Annotated in this window: 17 protein-coding genes; 8 read left to right on the forward strand and 9 right to left on the reverse strand. The window is 68.7% G+C overall.

The features are described from left to right. Positions 1-263: 263 nt before the first annotated feature. Positions 264-1,187: an alpha/beta fold hydrolase gene (locus AP428_RS21290; protein ID WP_054928371.1), complete on the forward strand. Its 924-nt coding sequence runs from the start codon at positions 264-266 to the stop codon at positions 1,185-1,187. Between the two features lie 83 nt (positions 1,188-1,270). Here AP428_RS21290 and ggt read toward each other — a convergent pair whose 3' ends face one another. Further along, positions 1,271-2,992, reverse strand: a complete 1,722-nt coding sequence (ggt, locus tag AP428_RS21295) for a gamma-glutamyltransferase (RefSeq protein ID WP_050010847.1) — start codon at positions 2,990-2,992, stop codon at positions 1,271-1,273. 397 nt (positions 2,993-3,389) lie between these two features. On the opposite strand from ggt, the gene AP428_RS21300 reads away from it, so the two are divergent. The 3 genes from AP428_RS21300 (at position 3,390) to AP428_RS21310 (ending at position 10,054) form a co-directional block, all read left to right on the forward strand. Further along, complete coding sequence (locus AP428_RS21300; RefSeq protein WP_054928372.1) at positions 3,390-3,914, forward strand: metal-dependent hydrolase; 525 nt, start codon at positions 3,390-3,392, stop codon at positions 3,912-3,914. Between the two features lie 212 nt (positions 3,915-4,126). Continuing rightward, complete coding sequence (locus tag AP428_RS21305; RefSeq protein WP_054928373.1) at positions 4,127-8,635, forward strand: DEAD/DEAH box helicase; 4,509 nt, start codon at positions 4,127-4,129, stop codon at positions 8,633-8,635. A 141-nt stretch (positions 8,636-8,776) separates the two neighbouring features. Next, positions 8,777-10,054 carry an APC family permease gene (locus AP428_RS21310; RefSeq protein ID WP_054928374.1) on the forward strand — a complete coding sequence of 426 codons (1,278 nt, stop codon included), beginning with the start codon at positions 8,777-8,779 and terminating at the stop codon, positions 10,052-10,054. Positions 10,055-10,150: 96 nt separating this feature from the next. Here the strand turns inward: AP428_RS21310 and AP428_RS21315 are convergent, their stop codons facing one another. From AP428_RS21315 to AP428_RS21330, 4 genes are all read right to left on the reverse strand, one after another. Continuing rightward, complete coding sequence (locus AP428_RS21315; protein ID WP_006479223.1) at positions 10,151-10,447, reverse strand: XRE family transcriptional regulator; 297 nt, start codon at positions 10,445-10,447, stop codon at positions 10,151-10,153. A 74-nt stretch (positions 10,448-10,521) separates the two neighbouring features. Next, complete coding sequence (locus tag AP428_RS21320) at positions 10,522-10,881, reverse strand: type II toxin-antitoxin system RelE/ParE family toxin (RefSeq protein WP_054928388.1); 360 nt, start codon at positions 10,879-10,881, stop codon at positions 10,522-10,524. A gap of 115 nt (positions 10,882-10,996) precedes the next feature. Then, positions 10,997-11,983 (reverse strand): pca operon transcription factor PcaQ, encoded by a 987-nt coding sequence (pcaQ, locus tag AP428_RS21325; RefSeq protein WP_054928375.1) that lies wholly within the window; start codon positions 11,981-11,983, stop codon positions 10,997-10,999. 77 nt (positions 11,984-12,060) lie between these two features. Further along, a complete protein-coding gene (locus tag AP428_RS21330; RefSeq protein ID WP_054928376.1) occupies positions 12,061-12,798 on the reverse strand; it encodes a helix-turn-helix domain-containing protein in 738 nt (245 codons plus the stop codon). Positions 12,799-12,918: 120 nt separating this feature from the next. Here AP428_RS21330 and AP428_RS21335 point away from each other — a divergent pair, with 120 nt between their 5' ends. From AP428_RS21335 to pcaG, 3 genes are all read left to right on the forward strand, one after another. Next, positions 12,919-13,485, forward strand: a complete 567-nt coding sequence (locus AP428_RS21335) for a YiiX/YebB-like N1pC/P60 family cysteine hydrolase (protein ID WP_054928377.1) — start codon at positions 12,919-12,921, stop codon at positions 13,483-13,485. A gap of 276 nt (positions 13,486-13,761) precedes the next feature. After that, a complete protein-coding gene (gene pcaH / locus AP428_RS21340) occupies positions 13,762-14,469 on the forward strand; it encodes a protocatechuate 3,4-dioxygenase subunit beta (protein ID WP_011547893.1) in 708 nt (235 codons plus the stop codon). 3 nt (positions 14,470-14,472) lie between these two features. Further along, positions 14,473-15,066 (forward strand): protocatechuate 3,4-dioxygenase subunit alpha, encoded by a 594-nt coding sequence (gene pcaG / locus AP428_RS21345; protein WP_006479229.1) that lies wholly within the window; start codon positions 14,473-14,475, stop codon positions 15,064-15,066. A 431-nt stretch (positions 15,067-15,497) separates the two neighbouring features. Here pcaG and AP428_RS21350 read toward each other — a convergent pair whose 3' ends face one another. Continuing rightward, positions 15,498-16,277: a helix-turn-helix domain-containing protein gene (locus AP428_RS21350; RefSeq protein ID WP_054928378.1), complete on the reverse strand. Its 780-nt coding sequence runs from the start codon at positions 16,275-16,277 to the stop codon at positions 15,498-15,500. 142 nt (positions 16,278-16,419) lie between these two features. Here AP428_RS21350 and AP428_RS21355 point away from each other — a divergent pair, with 142 nt between their 5' ends. Then, positions 16,420-17,199, forward strand: coding sequence for an alpha/beta fold hydrolase (locus AP428_RS21355; protein WP_054928379.1), 780 nt, complete (start codon positions 16,420-16,422; stop codon positions 17,197-17,199). 35 nt (positions 17,200-17,234) lie between these two features. On the opposite strand, the gene AP428_RS21360 is transcribed toward AP428_RS21355, so the two are convergent. The 3 genes from AP428_RS21360 to gsiD are packed head-to-tail and all read right to left on the reverse strand — an operon-like array spanning position 17,235 to position 20,034. Further along, positions 17,235-18,062, reverse strand: coding sequence for a M55 family metallopeptidase (locus tag AP428_RS21360; RefSeq protein ID WP_054928380.1), 828 nt, complete (start codon positions 18,060-18,062; stop codon positions 17,235-17,237). Further along, a complete protein-coding gene (locus AP428_RS21365; protein ID WP_054928381.1) occupies positions 18,059-19,141 on the reverse strand; it encodes a P1 family peptidase in 1,083 nt (360 codons plus the stop codon). The genes AP428_RS21360 and AP428_RS21365 overlap by 4 nt, the downstream gene beginning before the upstream one ends. Continuing rightward, the gene (gene gsiD, locus AP428_RS21370) at positions 19,141-20,034 is read right to left on the reverse strand and encodes a glutathione ABC transporter permease GsiD (protein ID WP_023476683.1); all 894 of its coding nucleotides are present in this window, start codon (positions 20,032-20,034) and stop codon (positions 19,141-19,143) included. Before gsiD ends, AP428_RS21365 begins: the two co-directional genes overlap by 1 nt. Positions 20,035-20,037: the final 3 nt, after the last annotated feature.

Below are 20,037 nucleotides of genomic sequence, written 5' to 3' on the forward strand. Positions count from 1 at the left end.
TCAGAAAAGATCAATGCTGAGTTGCCGACTGTTCGGGATCGATGAACGGAATGACCGTTCCAGCCGGAATTGGCATATGAATTCATACGTTCCAACCAATAAATCCATAAATTGGAGGGATTCATCACGTCGCCTCACTTCATCGGCCCCGCATTCGGCAACTGCCCTCATGATTTACAAGGTTGCAACTTGAAACCTAATCATCTACGCTCGAACCAGTTTCGACTGAAACCATCCTCTCCAACTCCCCGAAGGAGCATTCGATGATCCGGTCCGATGCCACGTTCGACGGCACCTTTCCATTCGCCCCGCATTTCGACGACGCATCCGGCTTCCGGATGCACTACGTGGACGAAGGTCCGCGCGACGGCGAAATCGTGCTGTGCCTGCATGGCGAACCCACATGGGGATATCTGTTCCGTCACCTCGTGACGGCGTTGAGCCCGACATACCGCGTCGTCGTGCCCGATCACATGGGCTTCGGCAAAAGCGCGACGCCGCAGGACCGCAGCTACTGGCTGCAGGATCACATCGACAATCTCGAGCGTTTCGTGCTCGCGCATGACCTCGATCGCATCACGCTGGTGATGCACGACTTCGGCGGCCCGGTCGGCATGGGGCTCGCCGCGCGGCATCCGGACCGGATTCGGCGCATCGTGTCGGCCAACGGACCGACGCCGTTCGGGCAGACCGATCTCGCCGAGCGCCTGACGGCGAATGGCCGCGAGGCGCCGTGGTTCCAGTGGATCATGCGTGCGGCGGCCGACGGTACGCTCGAAACGGTGCTCGGGCAGCTCGGCTTCAACATCCTGAGCACGTTGAAGCTGAACGGCTTCGAGAACCACGCGATCATCGCCGACACGTGGATCGCCGCATACGGCGCGCCGTTCGCGCAACCGGCCGACTGTCTCGGCGCGATCGGATGGGCACGGGGGTTCGCGGCCGGCGCACACCGGTTCGAGGAACCCGATGCGGCGGCGCTGCGCGCGATACGCAGCAAGCCCGCGCTCGCGATCTGGGGAGACGCTGATCGAACGCTCGGCGCCGAACACTTCCTGCCGCTCTTTACCGCGCTGTTTCCGTCCGCGCCGATCGAGCGGCTGGCGGACGTCGGGCACTACTGCTTCGAGGATGCGCCGGATGCCATTGCCACGCGGATCGCTGATTTCATTCGAACGACGGGCTGAAAAAATTTCGGCAGCCGGCTCGAAACACCGGCTGCCGAACGGCGTGCGCGGTCGCTTCGCGCACGCGTCGCTTCACGTCAACGTCACCGAATGACCCGCGTCACCCCCCGCCCGCGCGGATCGGCCATCGCTTCCGGCGTCTTGCCGTCGATCTTGATGACCTGGATGTCGCCGCTGAAATCCTGCCCCTTCAGCGTATAGCCGCGCGCTTCGATCTGCTTCGCGAGTTCGCCTTCGATCGGATGGTACGGCTCCCAGAAGATCGTGTTCGGCGGCAGCAGCTGATGATGGAACCGCATCGCGCCGACCGCTTCCTTCAACGGCATCTTGAAGTCGTAGATGTTGTTGATCACCTGGAAGATCGACGTGAAGATGCGCGAGCCGCCCGGCGTGCCGATCACCAGCGACACCTTGCCGTCCTTCGTCATGATCGTCGGCGACATCGACGACAGCGGGCGCTTCTTCGGTTCGATCGCGTTCGCGTCGCTGCCCACCACGCCGAACATGTTCGCGACGCCCGGCTTCGCGGAGAAGTCGTCCATCTCGTCGTTCAGCACGATGCCCGTGCCGTCGGCGATCACGCCCGAGCCGAAATAGCCGTTGATCGTGTACGTGTTCGACACCGCGTTGCCCCACTTGTCGACCACCGAGAAATGCGTCGTTTCGGCCTTCTCCGGCATCGTCGTGCCGAGGCCCGGCTGCACGCTCTTCGTGTCCGACGGCTCCTTCGGGTTGACCTCGGCCGCACGCTTCGCGATGTACGCGTCGTCGGTCAGCTGCGCGATCGGCACCTTGTAGAAGTCGGGATCGCCGAGATACTGCGCGCGGTCGGCGAACACGCGCTTCTCGATTTCCGCGACGAGGTGGATGTACTGCGGCGAGTTGAGCTTGACGCCCTCGAAGTCCTGCTTGAGGTCGGCCTTCATCTTCAGCAACTGCACGAGGCCGATGCCGCCCGAGCTCGGGGGCGGCGCGGTGATCACGTCATAGCCGTTCCACTTCGCCTGCACCGGCTGGCGCCACACCGCGCGGTACTGCGCGAGATCCTCGGTCGTGATCAGCCCGTTGCCGTCGCCGGTCTTCATCGACGCGGCGATCAGCTCGGCCGTCTTGCCCTTGTAGAAGCCTTCCGCGCCGCCGTTTGCGATGCGCGTCAGCACGTCGGCGAGATCGGGCTGCTTGAAGTTCGCGCCGGCCTTCAGCCCGGAGAAGTACTTGTCGAAGTTGGTCTTGCCGCCGAACTCCTTCGATGCGTCGACGCCGCGCTGCGCCAGTTGCTCGTCGACGACGAAGCCGTCGCGCGCATAGTGGATCGCCGGCGCGAGCACCTGTTTCCACTTCAGCTTGCCGAAGCGCTTCTGCGCTTCCCACATGCCCGCCACCGTGCCCGGCACGCCGACCGCGCGCGGGCCGTACAGGCTCATGCCCTTGACGACGTTGCCGTCCTTGTCGAGATACATGTCCTTCGTCGCGGCGAGCGGCGCGCGCTCGCGGTAATCGATGAAGTACGGCTTGCCGTCCTTGTAGATCGTCATGAAGCCGCCGCCGCCGATGTTGCCGGCTTCCGGGTACGTGACGGCGAGCGTGAACGCGATCGCGACGGCCGCGTCGATCGCGTTGCCGCCTTCCTTGAAGATCCGCTCCGCGGCATCCGCGCTGTACTTGTCGGCCACCGCCACCGCGGAGCTCGTCAGGACCGCGGGCTGCGGCCCTTTCGCGTACGCGGGCGCGTTCGGCAGGAAGCCGATGCCGGCCACCGTCGCGAGCACGGCTGCGGATGATTTGAAGCGATTCAGCGTAGTCATTGCATGTCCCCCATGTGGATCTCCTTCAGGCACGACGAGCACCTGATCCGTGGAAGGCCGCGGGCGCGCCGACGGCCCTGGGCCGGCTACGTAGTATAGGGGGACAAAAAGGGTCGAACACGCGGGACGCGACGAAAGCGTGGCGATTGTGTGCGCGCGGTCACGTTGCGCTGCCGCGACGTGCGCGCGGATCGTTCGACATCGCCTGCGGCGCGCGCTTCGCGCACCGCACAAAACCCGAAAGTTGCGAACCGCGCGGCAAGCCTCGCCGCGCGTGCAAAAAAATCCGCGAACGCCCCGCCCGCGGCACAGCCCGATCTGCGAAGATAGCGCCCCGTTGCGCGCCGCATCATCGTTTCGTGCACGCGCCGCTTCACGTTGCTTCGTCTCGCTCCCTATGGCATCACACAATGCACATCACGCGTCCGGCTTCGCAGCCGGCGTCGCCGCCGCCGTCCTCGTCGCGCAAACCGGCTCAACCGGTCCGTGGCACTCGGGCATGCTCGCCGCGTTCGCGGCGGGCGTCGCGGGCGGCACCGCGCCCGACTGGCTCGAAGTCGCCTGGTGGAGCCGCAAGCGCCGCCTGTGGATCACGCATCGCACCCTCACGCACTGGGGCATCGGCTGGATCGCGCTGCTCGCGCTCGGCTGGCACGGGCTCATCCATCATCCGCATCCGCTATGGGCCGCGCCGCTGTTCGGCTTCGCCTGCGGCGGCGTGATGCACCTGCTCGCCGACTGGCCGAATCCGCTCGGCGTACCGTGGATCTGGCGGCGCCATTCGCTGAACCTGTGGAACAGCGGGCATTGCGACCTGATCGTGGTCGCGGCCGCCTGGGGCGGCACGCTGTGGCTCGCGCAATCGCTGTGGTCGCGTGCGCCGCTGATCGAACAGTGGCTCGGCTGGCTGCATCGCGTCTAGTTGCAATTCGACGCAATTCCGCGCGCGATCGGCGTGCCGAATCGCACGCAACTTTCCGTCCATTGAAAGTGCAGCGCAGGCCCCCACCTGAGGGTGAATCGTCGGCACGCATGCCCGGCACGCACCCGTGACGTCTGGCACACTGACGATTCGATTCGCGTGCGATGCATCCGCGCGCTCGCACCCCGCTCGCACCCTATTTCAACGCTCCGATGGACGTCACCGCTACCCGCCCTGCCGCCCGTGCGCTCGACGTGTTCCACCCGGTCGTCGCCGCGTGGTTCACACGCACGTTCGCCGCGCCGACCGGCGCGCAGGCGCTCGCGTGGCCGCACATCAAGGCCGGCCGCTCGACGCTCGTGGCCGCGCCGACCGGCTCCGGCAAGACGCTCACCGCGTTCCTGTGCGCACTCGACGATCTGGTGCGCGATGCGCTCGCGCACGACGGCACGCTGCCCGATGCGACGCTGGTCGTCTACGTGTCGCCGCTGAAGGCGCTGTCGAACGACATCCACGTGAACCTCGACGCGCCGCTCGCCGGCATCGCGGAATCGCTCGCGCAGCTCGGCCTGCCGGTGCCGGCGATCCGCACCGCGGTGCGCACCGGCGATACGACGCAGGCCGAGCGCGCCGCGCTGCGCAAGCGCGCGCCGCACATCCTCGTCACGACACCCGAATCGCTGTACGTGCTGCTGTCGTCCACGTCGGGGCGGCAGATGCTGTCGAACGTGCGCTCGGTCATCGTCGACGAAATCCATGCGCTGGCGTCGTCCAAGCGCGGCAGCCATCTCGCGCTGTCGCTCGAACGCCTCGACGCGCTGACCGGGCGCGCGCTGCCGCGCATCGGGCTGTCGGCCACGCAAAAGCCGATCGACGCGGTCGCGCGCTTCCTCGTCGGCGGGCCGGCCGACGCGCCGCGCGATTGCGCGATCGTCGACACGGGCCACACGCGCGAGCGCGACCTCGCGCTCGAACTGCCGAACGTGCCGCTCGAACCGGTGATGGCGACCGACGTGTGGGAACAGGTGTACGACCGCATCGCCGGGCTCGCGGCCGCGCATCGCACGACGCTGGTGTTCGTCAACACGCGGCGTACCGCCGAGCGCATGGCGCGCCATCTCGCCGACCGGCTCGGCAAGGACGCGATCGCCGCGCATCACGGCAGTCTCGCGAAGGAGCACCGCTTCGACGCCGAGCAGCGCCTGAAGCGCGGCGAACTGAAGCTGCTCGTCGCCACCGCGTCGCTCGAACTCGGCATCGACATCGGCGACGTCGATCTCGTCTGCCAGGTCGGCTCGCCGCGCGGCATCGCGCCGTTCCTGCAGCGTGTCGGCCGCTCGGGGCACCACGTCGGCGGCGTGCCGAAGGGGCGGCTCTTTCCGCTGTCGCGCGACGAGCTGGTCGAATGCGCGGCGCTGCTCGACTGCGTGCAGCGCGGCGAACTCGATGCGCTGCGGATTCCCGAAGCGCCGCTCGACGTGCTCGCGCAGCAGATCGTCGCCGAAGTCGCGTGCGCGGAATGGCAGGAAGACGCGCTGTATGCGAGCTTCACGCGCGCCGCGCCGTACGCGCGGCTCGCGCGCGAGCGCTTCGACGAAGTGATGAAGATGCTCGCCGAGGGATTCACGAGCCGTCGCGGCGTGCGCGGCGCGTACCTGCACCGCGACGTGGTCGGCGGCACCGTGCGCGGCCGCCGCAACGCGATGATGACCGCGACCACTTCCGGCGGCACGATCCCCGATATGGCCGACTACGCGGTGCTGCTCGAACCGCAGGGCATCCAGGTCGGCACCGTCAACGAGGATTTCGCGATCGAGAGCCTGACCGGCGACGTGTTCCAGCTCGGCAACCAGTCGTACCGGATCATTCGCGTGGAAACGGGCCGCGTGCGCGTCGAGGATGCGCAGGGCCAATCGCCGAGCATTCCGTTCTGGCTCGGCGAGGGGCTGGGGCGCAGCGATGAACTGTCGGCGGCGGTCGGCCGGCTGCGTGCGCGGCTCGACGGGCTGTTCGCGGACGGCGATCGACAGGCGCGGACCAACGCGGCGAAGCACGCGAACGTCACCGAGGCCGGCAAGACGGCCACCCGCGGCAAATCCCGAAAAGCGGCCGCCGAGACTGACGCGCCGCCCGCCTCGCCCGACAACGCGCCCGGCGGCACCGCGCTCGCCCCCACCGAAAGCCGCCTCGCGCCCGCGTTGCGCTGGCTCGTCGACGATCTCCACCTGTCGCCCGACGCCGCGCGCCAGATCGCCGACTACCTCGCCCGCACCCGCGCCGCGCTCGGCGCATTGCCGACGCAGGACACGCTCGTGATGGAGCGGTTCTTCGACGAATCGGGCGGCACGCAGCTCGTGATCCATTCGCCGTTCGGCAGCCGCATCAACCGCGCATGGGGGCTCGCGCTGCGCAAGCGCTTCTGTCGCAACTTCAACTTCGAATTGCAGGCCGCTGCAACCGACGACGCGATCATCCTGTCGCTGTCGCTCGCGCACAGCTTCGCGCTCGACGAGGTGTGGCGCTACCTGCGTTCGGCCAGCGCCGAGCACGTGCTGATCCAGGCGCTGCTCGATGCGCCGATGTTCGGCGTGCGCTGGCGCTGGAACGCGACCGCCGCGCTCGCGCTGCCGCGTTTCACCGGCGGCCGGCGCACCGCACCGCAACTGCAGCGGATGAAGAGCGACGATCTGCTCGCGACGGTGTTTCCCGACCAGGTCGCGTGCCTCGAGAACATCGTCGGCGAACGCGAAATTCCGCATCACCCGCTCGTCGACCAGACACTCGACGATTGCCTGCACGACGCAATGGACACCGACGGCTGGCTCGCGCTGCTGCGCCGGATCGAAAGCGGCGCGATCGAGCTCGTCGCGCGCGACTTGCCCGCGCCGTCGCCGCTCGCGGCCGAGATCCTGAACGCGAAGCCCTACGCGTTCCTCGACGATGCGCCGCTCGAGGAGCGCCGCACACAGGCCGTGCAGTCGCGCCGCTGGAGCGATCCCGAATCGGCCGATGACCTCGGTGCGCTCGACGCCGACGCGATCGACGCGGTACGCGACGAAGCGTGGCCGCTCGTGCGCGATGCCGACGAGATGCACGATGCGCTGCTCACCCTCGCCTGCGTCGCCGACAGCGAGGCGCACACCCACGCAGGCTGGCCCGAGCGACTCGCGGAACTCGTGGAACGCCGCCGCGCGACGAAACTCGCGACGCCGGGCGGCGCCGCGCTGTGGGTGCCGGTCGAGCGGCTCGTCTGCGTGCGTGCGCTGCATCCGGACGCCCGCGCGACACCCGCGCTCAAGGTGCCGGCCGCGTGCGCGCAGCCGTGGGAAGCCGATGCGGCGCTCGTCGACGTGATCCGCGCGCGGCTCACCGGCTTCGGGCCGCTCACGCTCGATGCGATCGCCGCGCCGCTCGGCCTGCCGCCCGCGTCGATCGCGACGGCGCTCGCCGCGCTGGAGCGCGAAGGCTACGTAATGCGCGGCCGCTTCACGCCGGGCGCGACGACCGACGAATGGTGCGAACGCCATCTGCTCGCACGCATTCATCGCTATACGGTGAAGCGGCTGCGCCGCGAGATCGAACCGGTCGAACGCGCCGATTTCATGCGCTTCCTGTTCCACTGGCAGCACCTGACACCCGATACGCGCGGCACCGGCCGCGACGCGCTGGCAGCCGTGGTCGAACAGCTCGAAGGCTACGAGGCCGCGGCGAGCGCGTGGGAAGACGCGCTGCTGCCCGCGCGGCTCACCGACTACACGGCGGGCGGCCTCGACGAGCTGTGCCGCTCGGGCAAGCTGGTATGGACCCGCATCGGCGCGCCGGCGCGCGCGGCCGGTACGCCCGTGAAGACCACGCCGATCGTGCTGCTGCCGCGCCGCCATCTTTCCGCATGGCAGGCGCTGCGTGACCCTGATGCGCAACCGGCACTGTCCGCGCGCGCCACGCAAGTGCGCGACGCACTCGCCGCGCACGGCGCGATGTTCTTCGATGCACTGCTCGACGATCTGCACATGCTGCCCATCGAGCTCGAACAGGCGCTCGGTGAACTCGTGTCGGCCGGCCTGGTCAATGCGGACAGCTACGCGGGCCTGCGCGCGCTGCTGAAGCCGGCCGTCAAGCGCAGCGCGACCTATGCGCCTCGCACGCGGCGCGGCGGCGCGCTGATCGGCGGGATGGACGACGCAGGGCGCTGGGCGCTCGTGCAGCGTCAGGCACCGCCCGACGACGACGCGCCCGCGCCGAAACGCGGCCCCGCCACGACCGATCCCGACGCGCTCGAACATATCGTGTGGACGCTGTTGCGCCGCTACGGCGTCGTGTTCTGGCGATTGCTCGAACGCGAAGGCGACTGGCTGCCGAGCTGGCGCGAACTCGTGCGCGTGCTGCAACGCCTCGAAGCACGCGGCGAGATTCGCGGCGGACGCTTCGTCGCCGGGCTCGCGGGCGAACAGTTCGCACTGCCCGAGGCCATCCCGATCCTGCGCGAACTGCGGCGGCAACCGGGCGACGGACAATACGTATGCGTGACGGGCGCCGACCCATTGAATCTCGCCGGCACGCTGCTGCCGGGCGACAAGGTGCCGGCGCTGGCCGGCAACCGCGTGCTGTTTCGCGATGGCGTGCCCGTCGCATCGCTGGTATCGGGTACGTTCCACTACGCGCCCGACCTGCCGCCCGCCGCGCGCGAGGACGCACGTCTGCGGCTCGCGCGTTCCTGCTGACATCGGCTGACACGCAAGCGGCACCGGACTACTGATCGCCGCGCCGCGCGCGCGTCATCGTTCGGGTAGCATCGAACGATCGACCGCGCGAACTTCCGCGCGTCACCCACACAAAACAAGACCTTCCGGAGACTGCCGCTCATGCCTTCGCATGCCGATTCGCCCGCTGCCCATCACGCGGGTTCGCTGACCATTTTCCAGGGCGCCGCGCTCTATATCGGCGCGGTGCTCGGCACCGGCGTGATCGCGCTGCCCGCGCTCGCCGCCGACGCCGCCGGGCCTGCCTCGCTGCTCGCGTGGGCCGCGCTCGTCGTGCTGTCCGGGCCGCTCGCGGCCACCTTCGCCGCACTCGGCGCCCGCTATCCCGATGCGGGCGGCGTGTCGACCTACGCGCGGCGCGCATTCGGCCCGAAGGCCGCGGCCATCGTCGGCTGGTGCTTCTATTTCGCGGTGCCGGCCGGCGCGCCGGCCGCCGCGATGTTCGGCGGCGCCTATGTCGCGGCCGTCACGGGCGGCGGACATACGACGGTCATCGTCACCGCCGCCGCACTGATCGCGACCGTATCGGCCGCGAACGCATTCGGCGTCACCGTGTCGGGCCGCATGCAACTCGTGTTGTCGGCACTGCTCGTCGCGCTGCTGCTCGCCGCGGTGCTTGCGTCCGCGCCGCATGCGCGCGCCGCGAACCTGCATCCGTTCGCTCCGCACGGCTGGCTCGCCGTCGGCCAGGCCGCCGCGCTGCTCGTGTGGAGCTTCGCCGGCTGGGAAGCCATCACGCACCTTGCCGCCGAATTCCGCCGGCCTGCGCACGACATGCCGCGCTCGGCCGGCATCGCGGTCGTGGTCGTCGGGTTCCTGTATCTGTCGGTTGCGGCCGCGAGCGTGACGGTGCTCGGGCCTTCCGCGGGCGCCTCGGGCGCGCCGCTCGCCGAACTGATCGCGGGCGGCATCGGCGGCCATGCGCAGGTGCTGGCCGCGGCCGCCGCGCTGCTGCTCACGCTCGGCACGATGAACGCGTATTTCGCCGGCGCAGCCAAGCTCGGCGCCGCGCTCGGACGCGACGGCGCATTGCCTGCGTGGCTCGCGCAGGGCAGCCAGGTCGGCGGCGTGCCGCGTCGCAGCCTCGGCGTGATCGCGGTGCTGGCGGCCGTCGCGCTGGCCGCCACGGCGCTGTCGGACGTCGGGCCGAAGCCACTCGTGCTCGTGACGTCCGGATGTTTCGTGATGGTGTACGGGCTCGGCGCGGCAGCCGCGCTGAAGCTGCTGCCGCGCGGCGGCATCGCGTACCGCTGCGCGTGGATTTCGCTGATTGCGGTCGCCGGACTGTTCGTGACGACCGGCTGGTATTTCCTGTGCCCGCTGCTGCTGGCGGGCGGTGCACTGCTTTATTTGCAGATCACCACCGGCCCGCGTCGATGACCCGGCAAGCGCCCGCGGGTCGACGCCCGCCAGCTCGCCACACCCGTCGCGCGAACCATCACGCCGATCCGGCCGCGCGCCGTTCGTTCGCGCCGCTCAGGCCGGCACCAGCTCGAAGCTGAGCCGTTTGCCGAGCGCGGCGGCCGCGCTCGCGAGCGTCGCCAGCGTGAGGCTCGTGTCGGTTTCGTCGAGCAGGCGGTTGAGTGCGGCGCGGCTGGTTTTCATCCTCGCGGCCATCGCGGTTTTGGTGATGTGCTGCGCCTTCATTTCCTGCCCGATCTGCCACGCGATCACGCGCTTGATCGCGGTGGCGGTGGCCGCTTCGAGATTGCCGTCAGCTTCGAGGAAGGCGTCGAAATCGCTGCCGATATACGGATTGTTCGTGGTCGTCATGTCGTACTCCAGGTGCATGGCGTTGCCGGCTGCCCGACCGTCGGAGACGGTGCGTTCCGGCACAACCGGGGAATTCAGATGGCGCGCATCAGCGTTTTCAGGCGCGCGACGGTCACGTCGAGATCGTCCGACGGCGTGGCCCGCGACTGCTTGAAGAAGCCGTGCAGCAGCACCATCGTGTCGCCGACGACCGTGAACAGCACGCGCGCGCTTCGCCCCGGCACCGTCACGCGGATCTCCCACAGATCCTTCGCCATCTTCCGGACCAGCGGCATGCCGAGCGGCCAGCCGAGTTGAACGGTCTTGATCTCTTCGCCGATCGCCCTTCGCTCCGCTTGCCCGAGCGCATGGAGCCATTCGCGCACCGGCTCGTGGCCGCGGGCCGTCCGGAAGAACCGCACGCCGAGCGTGCCCTGAATCTGCTGTCTCGCCATCGTCTTGTCGTCCATCGTATCAAAAACGGTACGATATGCCAAGCACCCCGACGACGGCTACTGACCGGATGGCCAATCCTGTGGCAACGAAAGAGATCGCCCCAGGCCCGACGGATCAACGCTTGCCGCGAGCAGGCTTGCGTGCCGCGCGAGACGCCCGGTGCGGGCGCGCCTCGCCGAACCGCGACCGCGCGATGTCGCGTACCGCGTCGATCAGCGTGCGCGCGACCGGCGACGGCTGCGCATCGGTACGCAGCACGAGCCCGACCGGCTCGTCGGTGCCCGCCGCCGGCAGCGGCAGGCGCGCCAGCGCACCGGCCGACAGATCGTATTCGGCGGCATAGAGCGGCACGAACCAGACCGCGTCGTTCTCGAGCGCCAGCGCGCGCGCGACCGATACCGACAGCACCTCGATGAACGAATCCAGCGGCGGCGCGCCGCATGCGCCGAGCAGTTGTTCGGCGGACTGGCGGATCAGCGTGCCGAACGGCGGCAGCACGACCGGATAGCGCGCCAGCTCGGCGGCCGGCGCCGCGCTCGCGAGCAGCGGATGCCCGGCGCGCACGACCGCGACGAGCGGCTCGTTGTACAACTGCTCGAACGCGAGCCCGATCATCCGCTCCGGCTCCGACAGCCGCCCGATCGCGCATTCGATCGCCCCGGCTTTCAGACGCTCGAGCAACTCGGCGTTCGCGGCCGTCGCGATCCGCACGACGATGCGCGGCCAGCGCGCGGTCAGCGCCTTCATCAAGGCCGGCGCGAGCGAGGCCGCGACGGTCGGCAGCATGCCGATTTCCAGCGTCGCGGCTGCCGCGCCGCCCTCGCGCGCCAGCAGCCCGACGCCCTGCCGCAGCGCCAGCACGCACGCATTCGCGTGCGGCATGAACAGTTGCGCTTCGCGAGTCGGCTGCGCGCCGTGCCGGCCGCGCTCGAACAGCTTCACGCCGAGGATCGCCTCCAGTTCGGCGATCGTCTTCGACACGGCCGGTTGCGTGATCGACAGGCTTTCGGCCGCCTTCTGCACGCCGCCCAGCTGCGCGACCGCGAGAAAGCATTGCAGGTGCCGGAATTTGACGCGGCCGTCGGCGATACGGTTATTCATAACGGGTGGTTATGCGAATGACGATGAATCGCCATTTTGCATAACTTTCCGGAAAGGCCCAAGTGTTCGGCGCCGCGTCATTCGTGGCGCCGCAGCGCGTGGAATCCCGTCGGCTCCCAGATCCGTTTCGCGATCAGCAGGGCCGTGCCGTGCTTCTGCCCGAGCGGCGCGGACGACGACTCCGCATGCAGCGCCGCCGCCTTGCTGGCGAGCCGCCGCAGTTCCTGCTCGAGCTCCGCGGCGGCCGCGTCCGTCAGCATCCCTTGCAGGAACGTCATCGTCTCGCCGGGGCCGTCGAAGCGGCTGCCGAGAAAGTCGTCGAGCACATGCGCGTGAAAGTAACGGCGGATCGGCCCGCCCGGCAGCCAATCGAAATCGCGCGCGACCCGCACGCGAATCCGGTCGCCGGGCAGCAGTGCGATCACGTTCATCCGGTCGAGCATCAGCAGGTATTTCACGCATTCGGCCTGCGTGAGCCGATAGGCCGCCACGATGTCCTGCACGGTCCAGTAGTTGATCGCGCAGACGGCGACCAGCAGCAGCTTCTCGTCCGACACGAGCAACGCCTCCTGCTGCTCGGTCAGCACGCGCAGGCGCGGCGCGGATGCCGACGCTTCCTGCACGAGCTCGGCGAGTGTATAGCCGAGCAGCTGCGCGATCTCCGCGACGCGCTCCAGCGTGAAGCGGCCGCTCGCGAACAGCCGCTTCACGCTCGTCTCGGAGACGTCGAGCGCGCGCGCGACGTCCCGGTAAGTCATTCCCTGCGCCTTGAGCTGGCGCTTCAGCGTTTCGATGAGTTGGGCGGTCTCGGTCATGTCAGTATCAAAAAATGATGCTCGAGGTCGGATATTAGGCTACCCACGCATCCACATCAGCACTTTTGGATACTTGTCTGCATAATCCGCTCCGTCCTGTCATGCAACGACGGAGCCGAAATGACCACCCGAATCGACACAGCCGCCTGCGAACCGCACCCCACCGCACCGCGCGATGCACGCGACACCGATCGCACGATGCCGCTCGCCACCGTGCGCACACTGGCCGCCGGCGCGCACGTCGGCGATCTCGTGTTCATCCGCGTGCCGGCCGGTGCACCGGATGCCACGGCCGGGTCGGCCGGCACGTGGGCCAACCGCTTCGGCATCGTCGTCGATACGTCGGGCGACGAACCGCTGATCGCCGAGCCCACGGTATTCGCGTGGACGAAGCTCACGCCGCTGTCGCGCTTCGTTGCCCGTGCCGACGGCGGACGCATCGCGCTGGCGCGCCGCGTCGCGGCGGCGTCGGCCGACGCGCAACGCCGCATCCATGCGCTGGCCGAGCAGCGAATCGACGCGCTGCTCGGCAGCCGCTTCGACCTGCGCGCGCGGCGCGGTTTCTGCGCGCAGTACGTGACCGACGTGCTCGGTGCCGGCCACGCGGCGACACCGTCGGCCCTGCTGCGCGACGGCACGCTGGCGCTCGAATTCGACGGGATCGTGTTCGATCCCCGCCATCCCTGACGACGGGCACGCTCGGGGAGACCGGATAACAACGAGAACGAACGACAAAAAACAGCGACGGGCTGGCTGGAGGGCCGTGCACGGGGTCGTCACCGACGACGCGAAGCCCGATCGCTTTTTTCCGCCGGACAGGCTTTCTGTCCGGCGGATTTTCATTGCCCGGACGAACATAACGAATGGTTATGCGATTCGCGAGAAAAGGTCATTTTTCATAACTTTCCGGATTGGCTAAAGTCGTGCCATCCACCTCGCCCAATACTTACCAGGAGACGCCCGATGGATTCCCCCACGATCCTCACGCCGCGCGACTGGCCGTCGCATCCGGCCTATGTCCACCCCGAGTACCGTTCGTCCGTGAAGCGCGGCCCGACCCGCCCGCTGATCCCGCTGAAGGAGAAACTCCGCGACCAGTACGCGCCCGTCTACGGCGCGGAAGATCTCGGCGCGCTCGACCACGACCTGACGAAGAACGCCGTGAAGAACGGCGAGCCGCTCGGCGAGCGGATGGTCGTCACCGGCCGCGTGCTCGACGAAGGCGGCAAGCCCGTGCGCAACACGCTCGTCGAGGTGTGGCAGGCCAACGCGGCCGGCCGCTACGTGCACAAGGTCGACCAGCACGACGCGCCGCTCGACCCGAACTTCCTCGGCGCGGGCCGCTGCCTGACCGACGACGAAGGCCGCTACCGCTTCCTGACGATCAAGCCCGGCGCGTATCCGTGGGGCAACCATCCGAACGCGTGGCGCCCGAATCACATCCACTTCTCGCTGTTCGGCGATTACTTCGGCTCGCGTCTCGTCACGCAGATGTACTTCCCCGGCGATCCGCTGCTCGCGTACGACCCGATCTTCCAGGGCACGCCGGAAGCCGCGCGCGAGCGCCTGATCTCGCGCTTCTCGATGGACATCACCGAAGAAGGCTATGCGCTCGGCTACGAATTCGACATCGTGCTGCGCGGCCGCGACGCCACCCCGATGGAGCGCTGAACCATGACGACGCTGAAGCAAACCCCTTCGCAGACGGTCGGCCCGTACTTCGCGTACGGCCTGTGCCCGCAACAATACGACTACGACCTGAAAAGCCTGTTCACGCCGACGATTGCCGCGGCGCACGCCGAGGGCGAGCATGTGCTGCTGGTCGGGCAGGTGTTCGACGGCGACGGCAACGTGGTCGGCGACGCGGTGCTCGAATTCACGCAGGTGGATGGCGCGGGCCGCTACCCCGCGTCGCGCGACGACATCGCGAAATCCGGCTTCACGGGCTTTGCGCGAGTCGGCACGGGCACCGACCCGCAGCAGCGCTTCGTCGTCGAGACGGTGAAGCCGGGCCGCGTCGCCGCCGACGAGGCGCCGCACATCAACGTGACCGTGATGATGCGCGGCATTCTCACCCATGCGTTCACACGCGTGTACTTCGACGACGAAGCCGCCGCGAACGCGATCGACCCCGTGCTGAACGCGGTGCCGGCCGAGCGCCGCGCGACGCTCGTCGCGAAACGCGACGCGCAGCCGGGCCGGCCGGTCGTCTACCGCTTCGACATCCGCATGCAGGGGCCGGAAGAAACCGTGTTCTTCGACGTTTGACGCACGCACGCGCCGGCGCTTGACGGCTTCGGGCGCAACCGCTTCGCCGTGTGACGCGATACCGACGGGCATCGCGCTACACGGCGTTTTTGCGCACGGCGTCGCCATCATTCGATGGTGCACCGCATCGTGACCAACGGGGCTGCGGAGGCCTGTCGTCATCGGCTTCCCGCCCCGATATCGAACGCGTCATTGAAACGCATGCTGCGACAGCACATCAATCGGCGGGTCGACACGATATCGTTTGCGCGTTATGCGGCGTATGCTTCGTTATCCGCAACGAGCTGACAGGATTAAATCAGACGAAGCAACAATGACATGCATCATGCGCGACGCTGCCCCTGAGGCGGCCCGCGCATTTTTTTCAGACAGAGTGCCTTTAAACGCGTCTGGCCGAAGTTGGCGGACGCGTATTTTTTGGCGGCGTCCGGCTAGCGACGAATCTCGAGATAGCGGCTTGGCGTGTCGCCGAGAATGCGGCGAAACGCCGACGTGAACGCACTCGCGCTCGCGTAGCCGAGATCGAGCGCCACGCGCGTCACCGGCTGCCCGTCGGTCAGGCGGGCAATCGCCGCGAGCATGCAGACCTGCTGGCGCCAGGCGGCAAAACTCACGCCCGTCTGCGCGCGGAACTGCCGCGTGAACGTGCGGCGGCTCACGCCTGCGTCGGCCGCGACCCGGTCGAGATCGGCGTCGATCGACGGCGCCGCGAACAGGTGCCGGCACACCTTCGCCAGCCGCGCATCGGCCGGCAGCGGCGCATGCAGCGACAGGCGCGGCATCGTCGCGATTTCCGCGACCAACAGATCCATCAGCTTGCCCGCGCGACCGTCGACGTCGTACATGGCCGGCAGGTCGATCGCATCGTCGAGCAGCTGCCGCAGCAGCGGCGACACGCCATACACGCCGCACTGGGTCGGCAGCCCGGCCGCCTGCGCGGCGTCGACGGACACGAACGCATTGAGCATCGTGACCGGCCCGGTCATCGTCATTTCGTGCCGCACGCCGGCCGGCACCCAGCACGCGCGCTGCGGCGGCACCAGCCAGCGCCCGTGCGGCGTCGACACGCTGATCGTGCCGCGCGACGCGAACGCGAATTGCCCGCGCACGTGCGCGTGATCCGGAAACGTCGTGCCCGCCGCAAAGTCGTTGTCGAGCACGACCACGCTCCGGGGAATGTGTTCGTAGGGATCTAGCAGCGTATTTCTCACGGCCCGAATTCCATCATCAATGACCCGATATCGAAGGCGGGTCGCCTTCGAACGATCTACGATCCGCTCCACCGTTGCACGACCTCGCGGCCGCGACACCCGCCGGCCTGGTCGGCCGGATGGCAACCTCATCGGAGCGGACATGCCCAATACGTTTCATCGCGTGGGGAAAGGCCCACACCCTGTTCTCGTGCTGCACGGCTGGTTCGGCGACGCCCGCGCGTTCGAACCGCTCGAAGCCTGGCTGTCGCGCGAGCACTTCAGCTATGTATTCATGGACTACCGAGGTTACGGCCGTATGCGCGACGCCCACGGCAACTACACGATCGACGAGATCGCCGCCGATACGCTCGCGCTCGCCGACGCGCTCGGCTTTCCGACCTTCAGTCTCGTCGGCCATTCGATGGGCGGCATGGCGATCGAGAAGATCGCCGCCATCGCGCCCGACCGCGTGCGCGCGCTGGTGGCGATCGCACCCGTGCCGTGCGGCGGCCTGCCGTTCGACGCCGCGCGACGCGGGTTATTCGAGCGGGCCGCCGACCACCTCGCCGATCGCCGGACCATCATCGACCGCAGCACCGGCAACCGGCTGCCCGCCGCCTGGATCGAGTGGAAAGCCGCGTATTCGGCAGCCTGTTCGTCGGCGCGGGCATTCGCCGCATACTTCCGCGCGTGGGCCGATACGGATTTCAGCGAAGAGATCACGGGCATCCATCCGGTCAAGGTACTGATCGGCGAGCACGATCCGGCGTTCGACGCGGCGCTGATGGCCCGCACCTACCTGCGGCGCTATCCGCTCGCCAGCGTCGACGTGCTGCGCAATGCCGGCCATTATCCAATGAATGAAACCCCGCTCGCGCTGGTCGCGGCGATGGAAGCATTCCTGCTCGCCCCGACGGCCCGCCCCGTCGCGATCGACTGACCGGCCGCGCGCCGGCGGCATCGTCGCGGCACGCATCACCGCAGCATGAACGACATCGCCGACAGGCTGTTCAGCGTGCGCACCACGTGCTCGACCGACGGCCCGTCGAAGCGCAGCGTCACCGCATCGACGCGCTCGAGCGACGGTAGCACGCAGAAAAGGTCGGCGAGCGCAGCCGTCTGTACGCGCAGCGTGCAGGTGGCCGGCGCGGGCCGATGGGTGCCCGCGCGCCGGCCGGATGACAGCGCCTGCGCGACAGTCTCGCGCGCCGCGGTCGCGATCCGGGCGCACGACGCGGACGGCGTGAGCGTCTCGCCGCTCGATGCGCCGCCGGCCGTCTTGACCGTCTCGAAGCGCGCGTCCGGAAACAGCGGCTGCGTTTCCTCGGCGAACACGTCGTCGCCGGTCGCGAGCGCGACGTGTGCGCCGTATTCGCGCGCCAGCGCGCCACACAGCCCGGCTTCGCCAAGCTCGACGCCGTTCAGCCACACCTGCGTGAACGCAAAGCTGTTGATCGTGTGCGCGAGCACGCCGCGCGTCTGCGATTTCGCGTGATAGCCGATCATGAACACGAGATCGGGCTGCTGTTCGAGGCCCGCCATCATTCCGAGCGTGCGCGGCTTGCCGAGCACGACGCGCGCCCGCGCATCGAGCCCGTCGGGCAGCAGGTTGCGATAGCCGCCATGCGAATCGTTGACCCACACGGCCTGCGCGCCGCCCGCGAACGCGCCTTCGATCGCCGCGTTCGCCTCGGCAGTCATCCAGCGGCGTGCGCGTTCGTATTCCGGATTGCCGGCGCGCGTCTGCTCGGTCGCGAATACGCCGGCGACGCCCTCGATGTCGGTCGAGATCAGAATCTTCATGACTGGGTCAGATGCCCTTCGTTGTCTTCGTTGAACAACCGGTCGAGATCGGGTACCGCGTCGCGCAGCGCTTGCCGCACGTGGCCGTCGCGCCCGGCGACCGTCACCGCCTGCAGCAACGCGTCGGCGATCGCGTGCTCGACGCTTTCGGCCGCGGCCATGAACAACGGATCGAGCGCCGCATCGGCCACGAGGGCCGGCAGCGCGATCGTCGATGCGTCGTGCGCGATCGTGTAGGCGGTCGAGAAAGCGAGCGCGATGTCGCCGCTGCCATGCCCGTAGACGGAACCCGTGCGGGCCAGCCCCGCCCCCGCGCGGCGCGCGAGCCGCGACAGTTGCCGCGCGTCGAGCGGCGCATCGGTGGCCAGCAACAGGATGATCGAGCCCTGTTCGGGCGGCGCCGCGTGGGCCGCTTCGGCCGCGCGCCGTTGCGCGACGATGCGCCCGAGCGGCACGCCGCCGAGCGTCAGCATCGGCAGCCGGCCGAAATTCGCGAGCACGAGCGCGCCGACCGTATAGGGCCGGCCGGCCGCGACGGCCACGCGCGACGCGGAACCGATCCCGCCTTTCAGGTCGAAGCACGACATCCCGCGCCCGGCGCCCACCGCGCCGCGTGCGACGTCGCGCGACGCCGCGCGGCATGCGTCGTCGTAGTGCGCGGCGGTGACCGCGAACGCCTGGATGTCGTTCAGGTAACCGTCGTTGCATTCGAACACGAGCGGATTGACGGTCGACCAGTCGCGGCCGACCCGCGGATTCGCCGCGATCGCCGCGCGGATCTGCGCCTGTGCGACCGCGCCGACGCCGAACGTATTGGTCAGCGCGACCGGCGTATCGAGCGTGCCGAGTTCGTCGACCTGCACGAGCCCGACACTCTTGCCGAACCCGTTGATCACGGCCGCCCCCGCCGGCACCTTGCTGCGGTACACGTCGCCCGGATGCGGCTTCACGACGGTTACGCCGGTCTGCACGCTGCCGGCATCGAGCGTGCAATGGCCGACCGTCACGCCCGGCACGTCGGCGATCGTGCCGCGCGGCCCGGCCGGCAGCGTCGCCGTCCACATCGATGCAGCCGGCATCAACGGCGCTCCAGCTTCGGGTCGAGCGCGTCGCGCAAGCCGTCGCCGAGCAGGTTGAACGCGAGCACGGTCAGGAAGATCGCGAGGCTCGGGAACACCGCGATGTGCGGCGCCGTCACCATGTCCGCGCGCGCCTCGTTGAGCATCGCGCCCCACTCCGGCGTCGGCGGCTGCGCGCCGAGCCCGAGGAACGACAGGCTCGCGGCGGTGATGATCGACGTGCCGATCCGCATCGTGAAGTAGACGACGACCGACGACACGGTACCCGGCAGGATGTGCCGCATGATGATCGTCCAGTCGGACGCGCCGATGCTGCGCGCGGCCTCGACGTAGGTCATGTGCTTGAGCACCAGCGTGTTGCCGCGCACGAGCCGCGCGAACGCCGGGATGCTGAAGATCGCGACCGCGCAGATCACGTTGACCATCCCGTTGCCGAGGATCGCGACCACGCCGATCGCGAGGAGGATGCCGGGGAACGCGAACAGCACGTCGGCGATGCGCATCGTGATGCGGTCCCACCAGCCTTCGTAATAGCCGGCGAGCAGCCCGAAGAACGTGCCGATCACCGCGCCGAGCGCCACCGAGAAGAAGCCGGCCGCGAGCGAGATGCGGGTGCCCGCGACGATCCGGCTGAAGATGTCGCGGCCGAGCGAATCGACGCCGAACCAGTGCACGGCCGACGGCCCCGCGTTCAGCGCGTCGTAGTCGAAATAGTTCTCCGGATCGAACGGCACGATGTGCGGGCCGACGAATGCCAGCACGACGAGCGCCAGCACGAAGCCGCCCGCGACGAGCGCGACGGTCTGCTTGCGGAACTTGCGCCAGAATTCGCGCCACGGCGTGCGGATCGCGGTCGGTGCGGCCGGCGCCGCGGGCTGGACAGTCGCGTTCATGCG

Origin of the sequence: Burkholderia sp. E168m22, from assembly GCF_001319805.1 — a bacterium.
In the GTDB taxonomy this organism is placed as follows: Bacteria; Pseudomonadota; Gammaproteobacteria; order Burkholderiales; family Burkholderiaceae; genus Burkholderia; species Burkholderia orbicola.

Bases quoted from the DNA above. Each gene is read 5' to 3' on its own strand.
- AP428_RS21330 (WP_054928376.1), bottom strand. From the start codon at position 12,798: ATGACCGAGACCGCCCAACTCATCGAAACGCTGAAGCGCCAGCTCAAG.
- AP428_RS21320 (WP_054928388.1), bottom strand. From the start codon at position 10,881: ATGGCGAGACAGCAGATTCAGGGCACGCTCGGCGTGCGGTTCTTCCGG.
- AP428_RS21290 (WP_054928371.1), top strand. From the start codon at position 264: ATGATCCGGTCCGATGCCACGTTCGACGGCACCTTTCCATTCGCCCCG.
- ggt (WP_050010847.1), bottom strand. From the start codon at position 2,992: ATGACTACGCTGAATCGCTTCAAATCATCCGCAGCCGTGCTCGCGACG.
- AP428_RS21315 (WP_006479223.1), bottom strand. From the start codon at position 10,447: ATGACGACCACGAACAATCCGTATATCGGCAGCGATTTCGACGCCTTC.
- AP428_RS21300 (WP_054928372.1), top strand. From the start codon at position 3,390: ATGGCATCACACAATGCACATCACGCGTCCGGCTTCGCAGCCGGCGTC.
- AP428_RS21365 (WP_054928381.1), bottom strand. From the start codon at position 19,141: ATGCCGGCTGCATCGATGTGGACGGCGACGCTGCCGGCCGGGCCGCGC.
- AP428_RS21335 (WP_054928377.1), top strand. From the start codon at position 12,919: ATGACCACCCGAATCGACACAGCCGCCTGCGAACCGCACCCCACCGCA.
- pcaH (WP_011547893.1), top strand. From the start codon at position 13,762: ATGGATTCCCCCACGATCCTCACGCCGCGCGACTGGCCGTCGCATCCG.
- AP428_RS21310 (WP_054928374.1), top strand. From the start codon at position 8,777: ATGCCTTCGCATGCCGATTCGCCCGCTGCCCATCACGCGGGTTCGCTG.
- AP428_RS21360 (WP_054928380.1), bottom strand. From the start codon at position 18,062: ATGAAGATTCTGATCTCGACCGACATCGAGGGCGTCGCCGGCGTATTC.
- AP428_RS21305 (WP_054928373.1), top strand. From the start codon at position 4,127: ATGGACGTCACCGCTACCCGCCCTGCCGCCCGTGCGCTCGACGTGTTC.
- AP428_RS21355 (WP_054928379.1), top strand. From the start codon at position 16,420: ATGCCCAATACGTTTCATCGCGTGGGGAAAGGCCCACACCCTGTTCTC.
- pcaG (WP_006479229.1), top strand. From the start codon at position 14,473: ATGACGACGCTGAAGCAAACCCCTTCGCAGACGGTCGGCCCGTACTTC.
- pcaQ (WP_054928375.1), bottom strand. From the start codon at position 11,983: ATGAATAACCGTATCGCCGACGGCCGCGTCAAATTCCGGCACCTGCAA.
- gsiD (WP_023476683.1), bottom strand. From the start codon at position 20,034: ATGAACGCGACTGTCCAGCCCGCGGCGCCGGCCGCACCGACCGCGATC.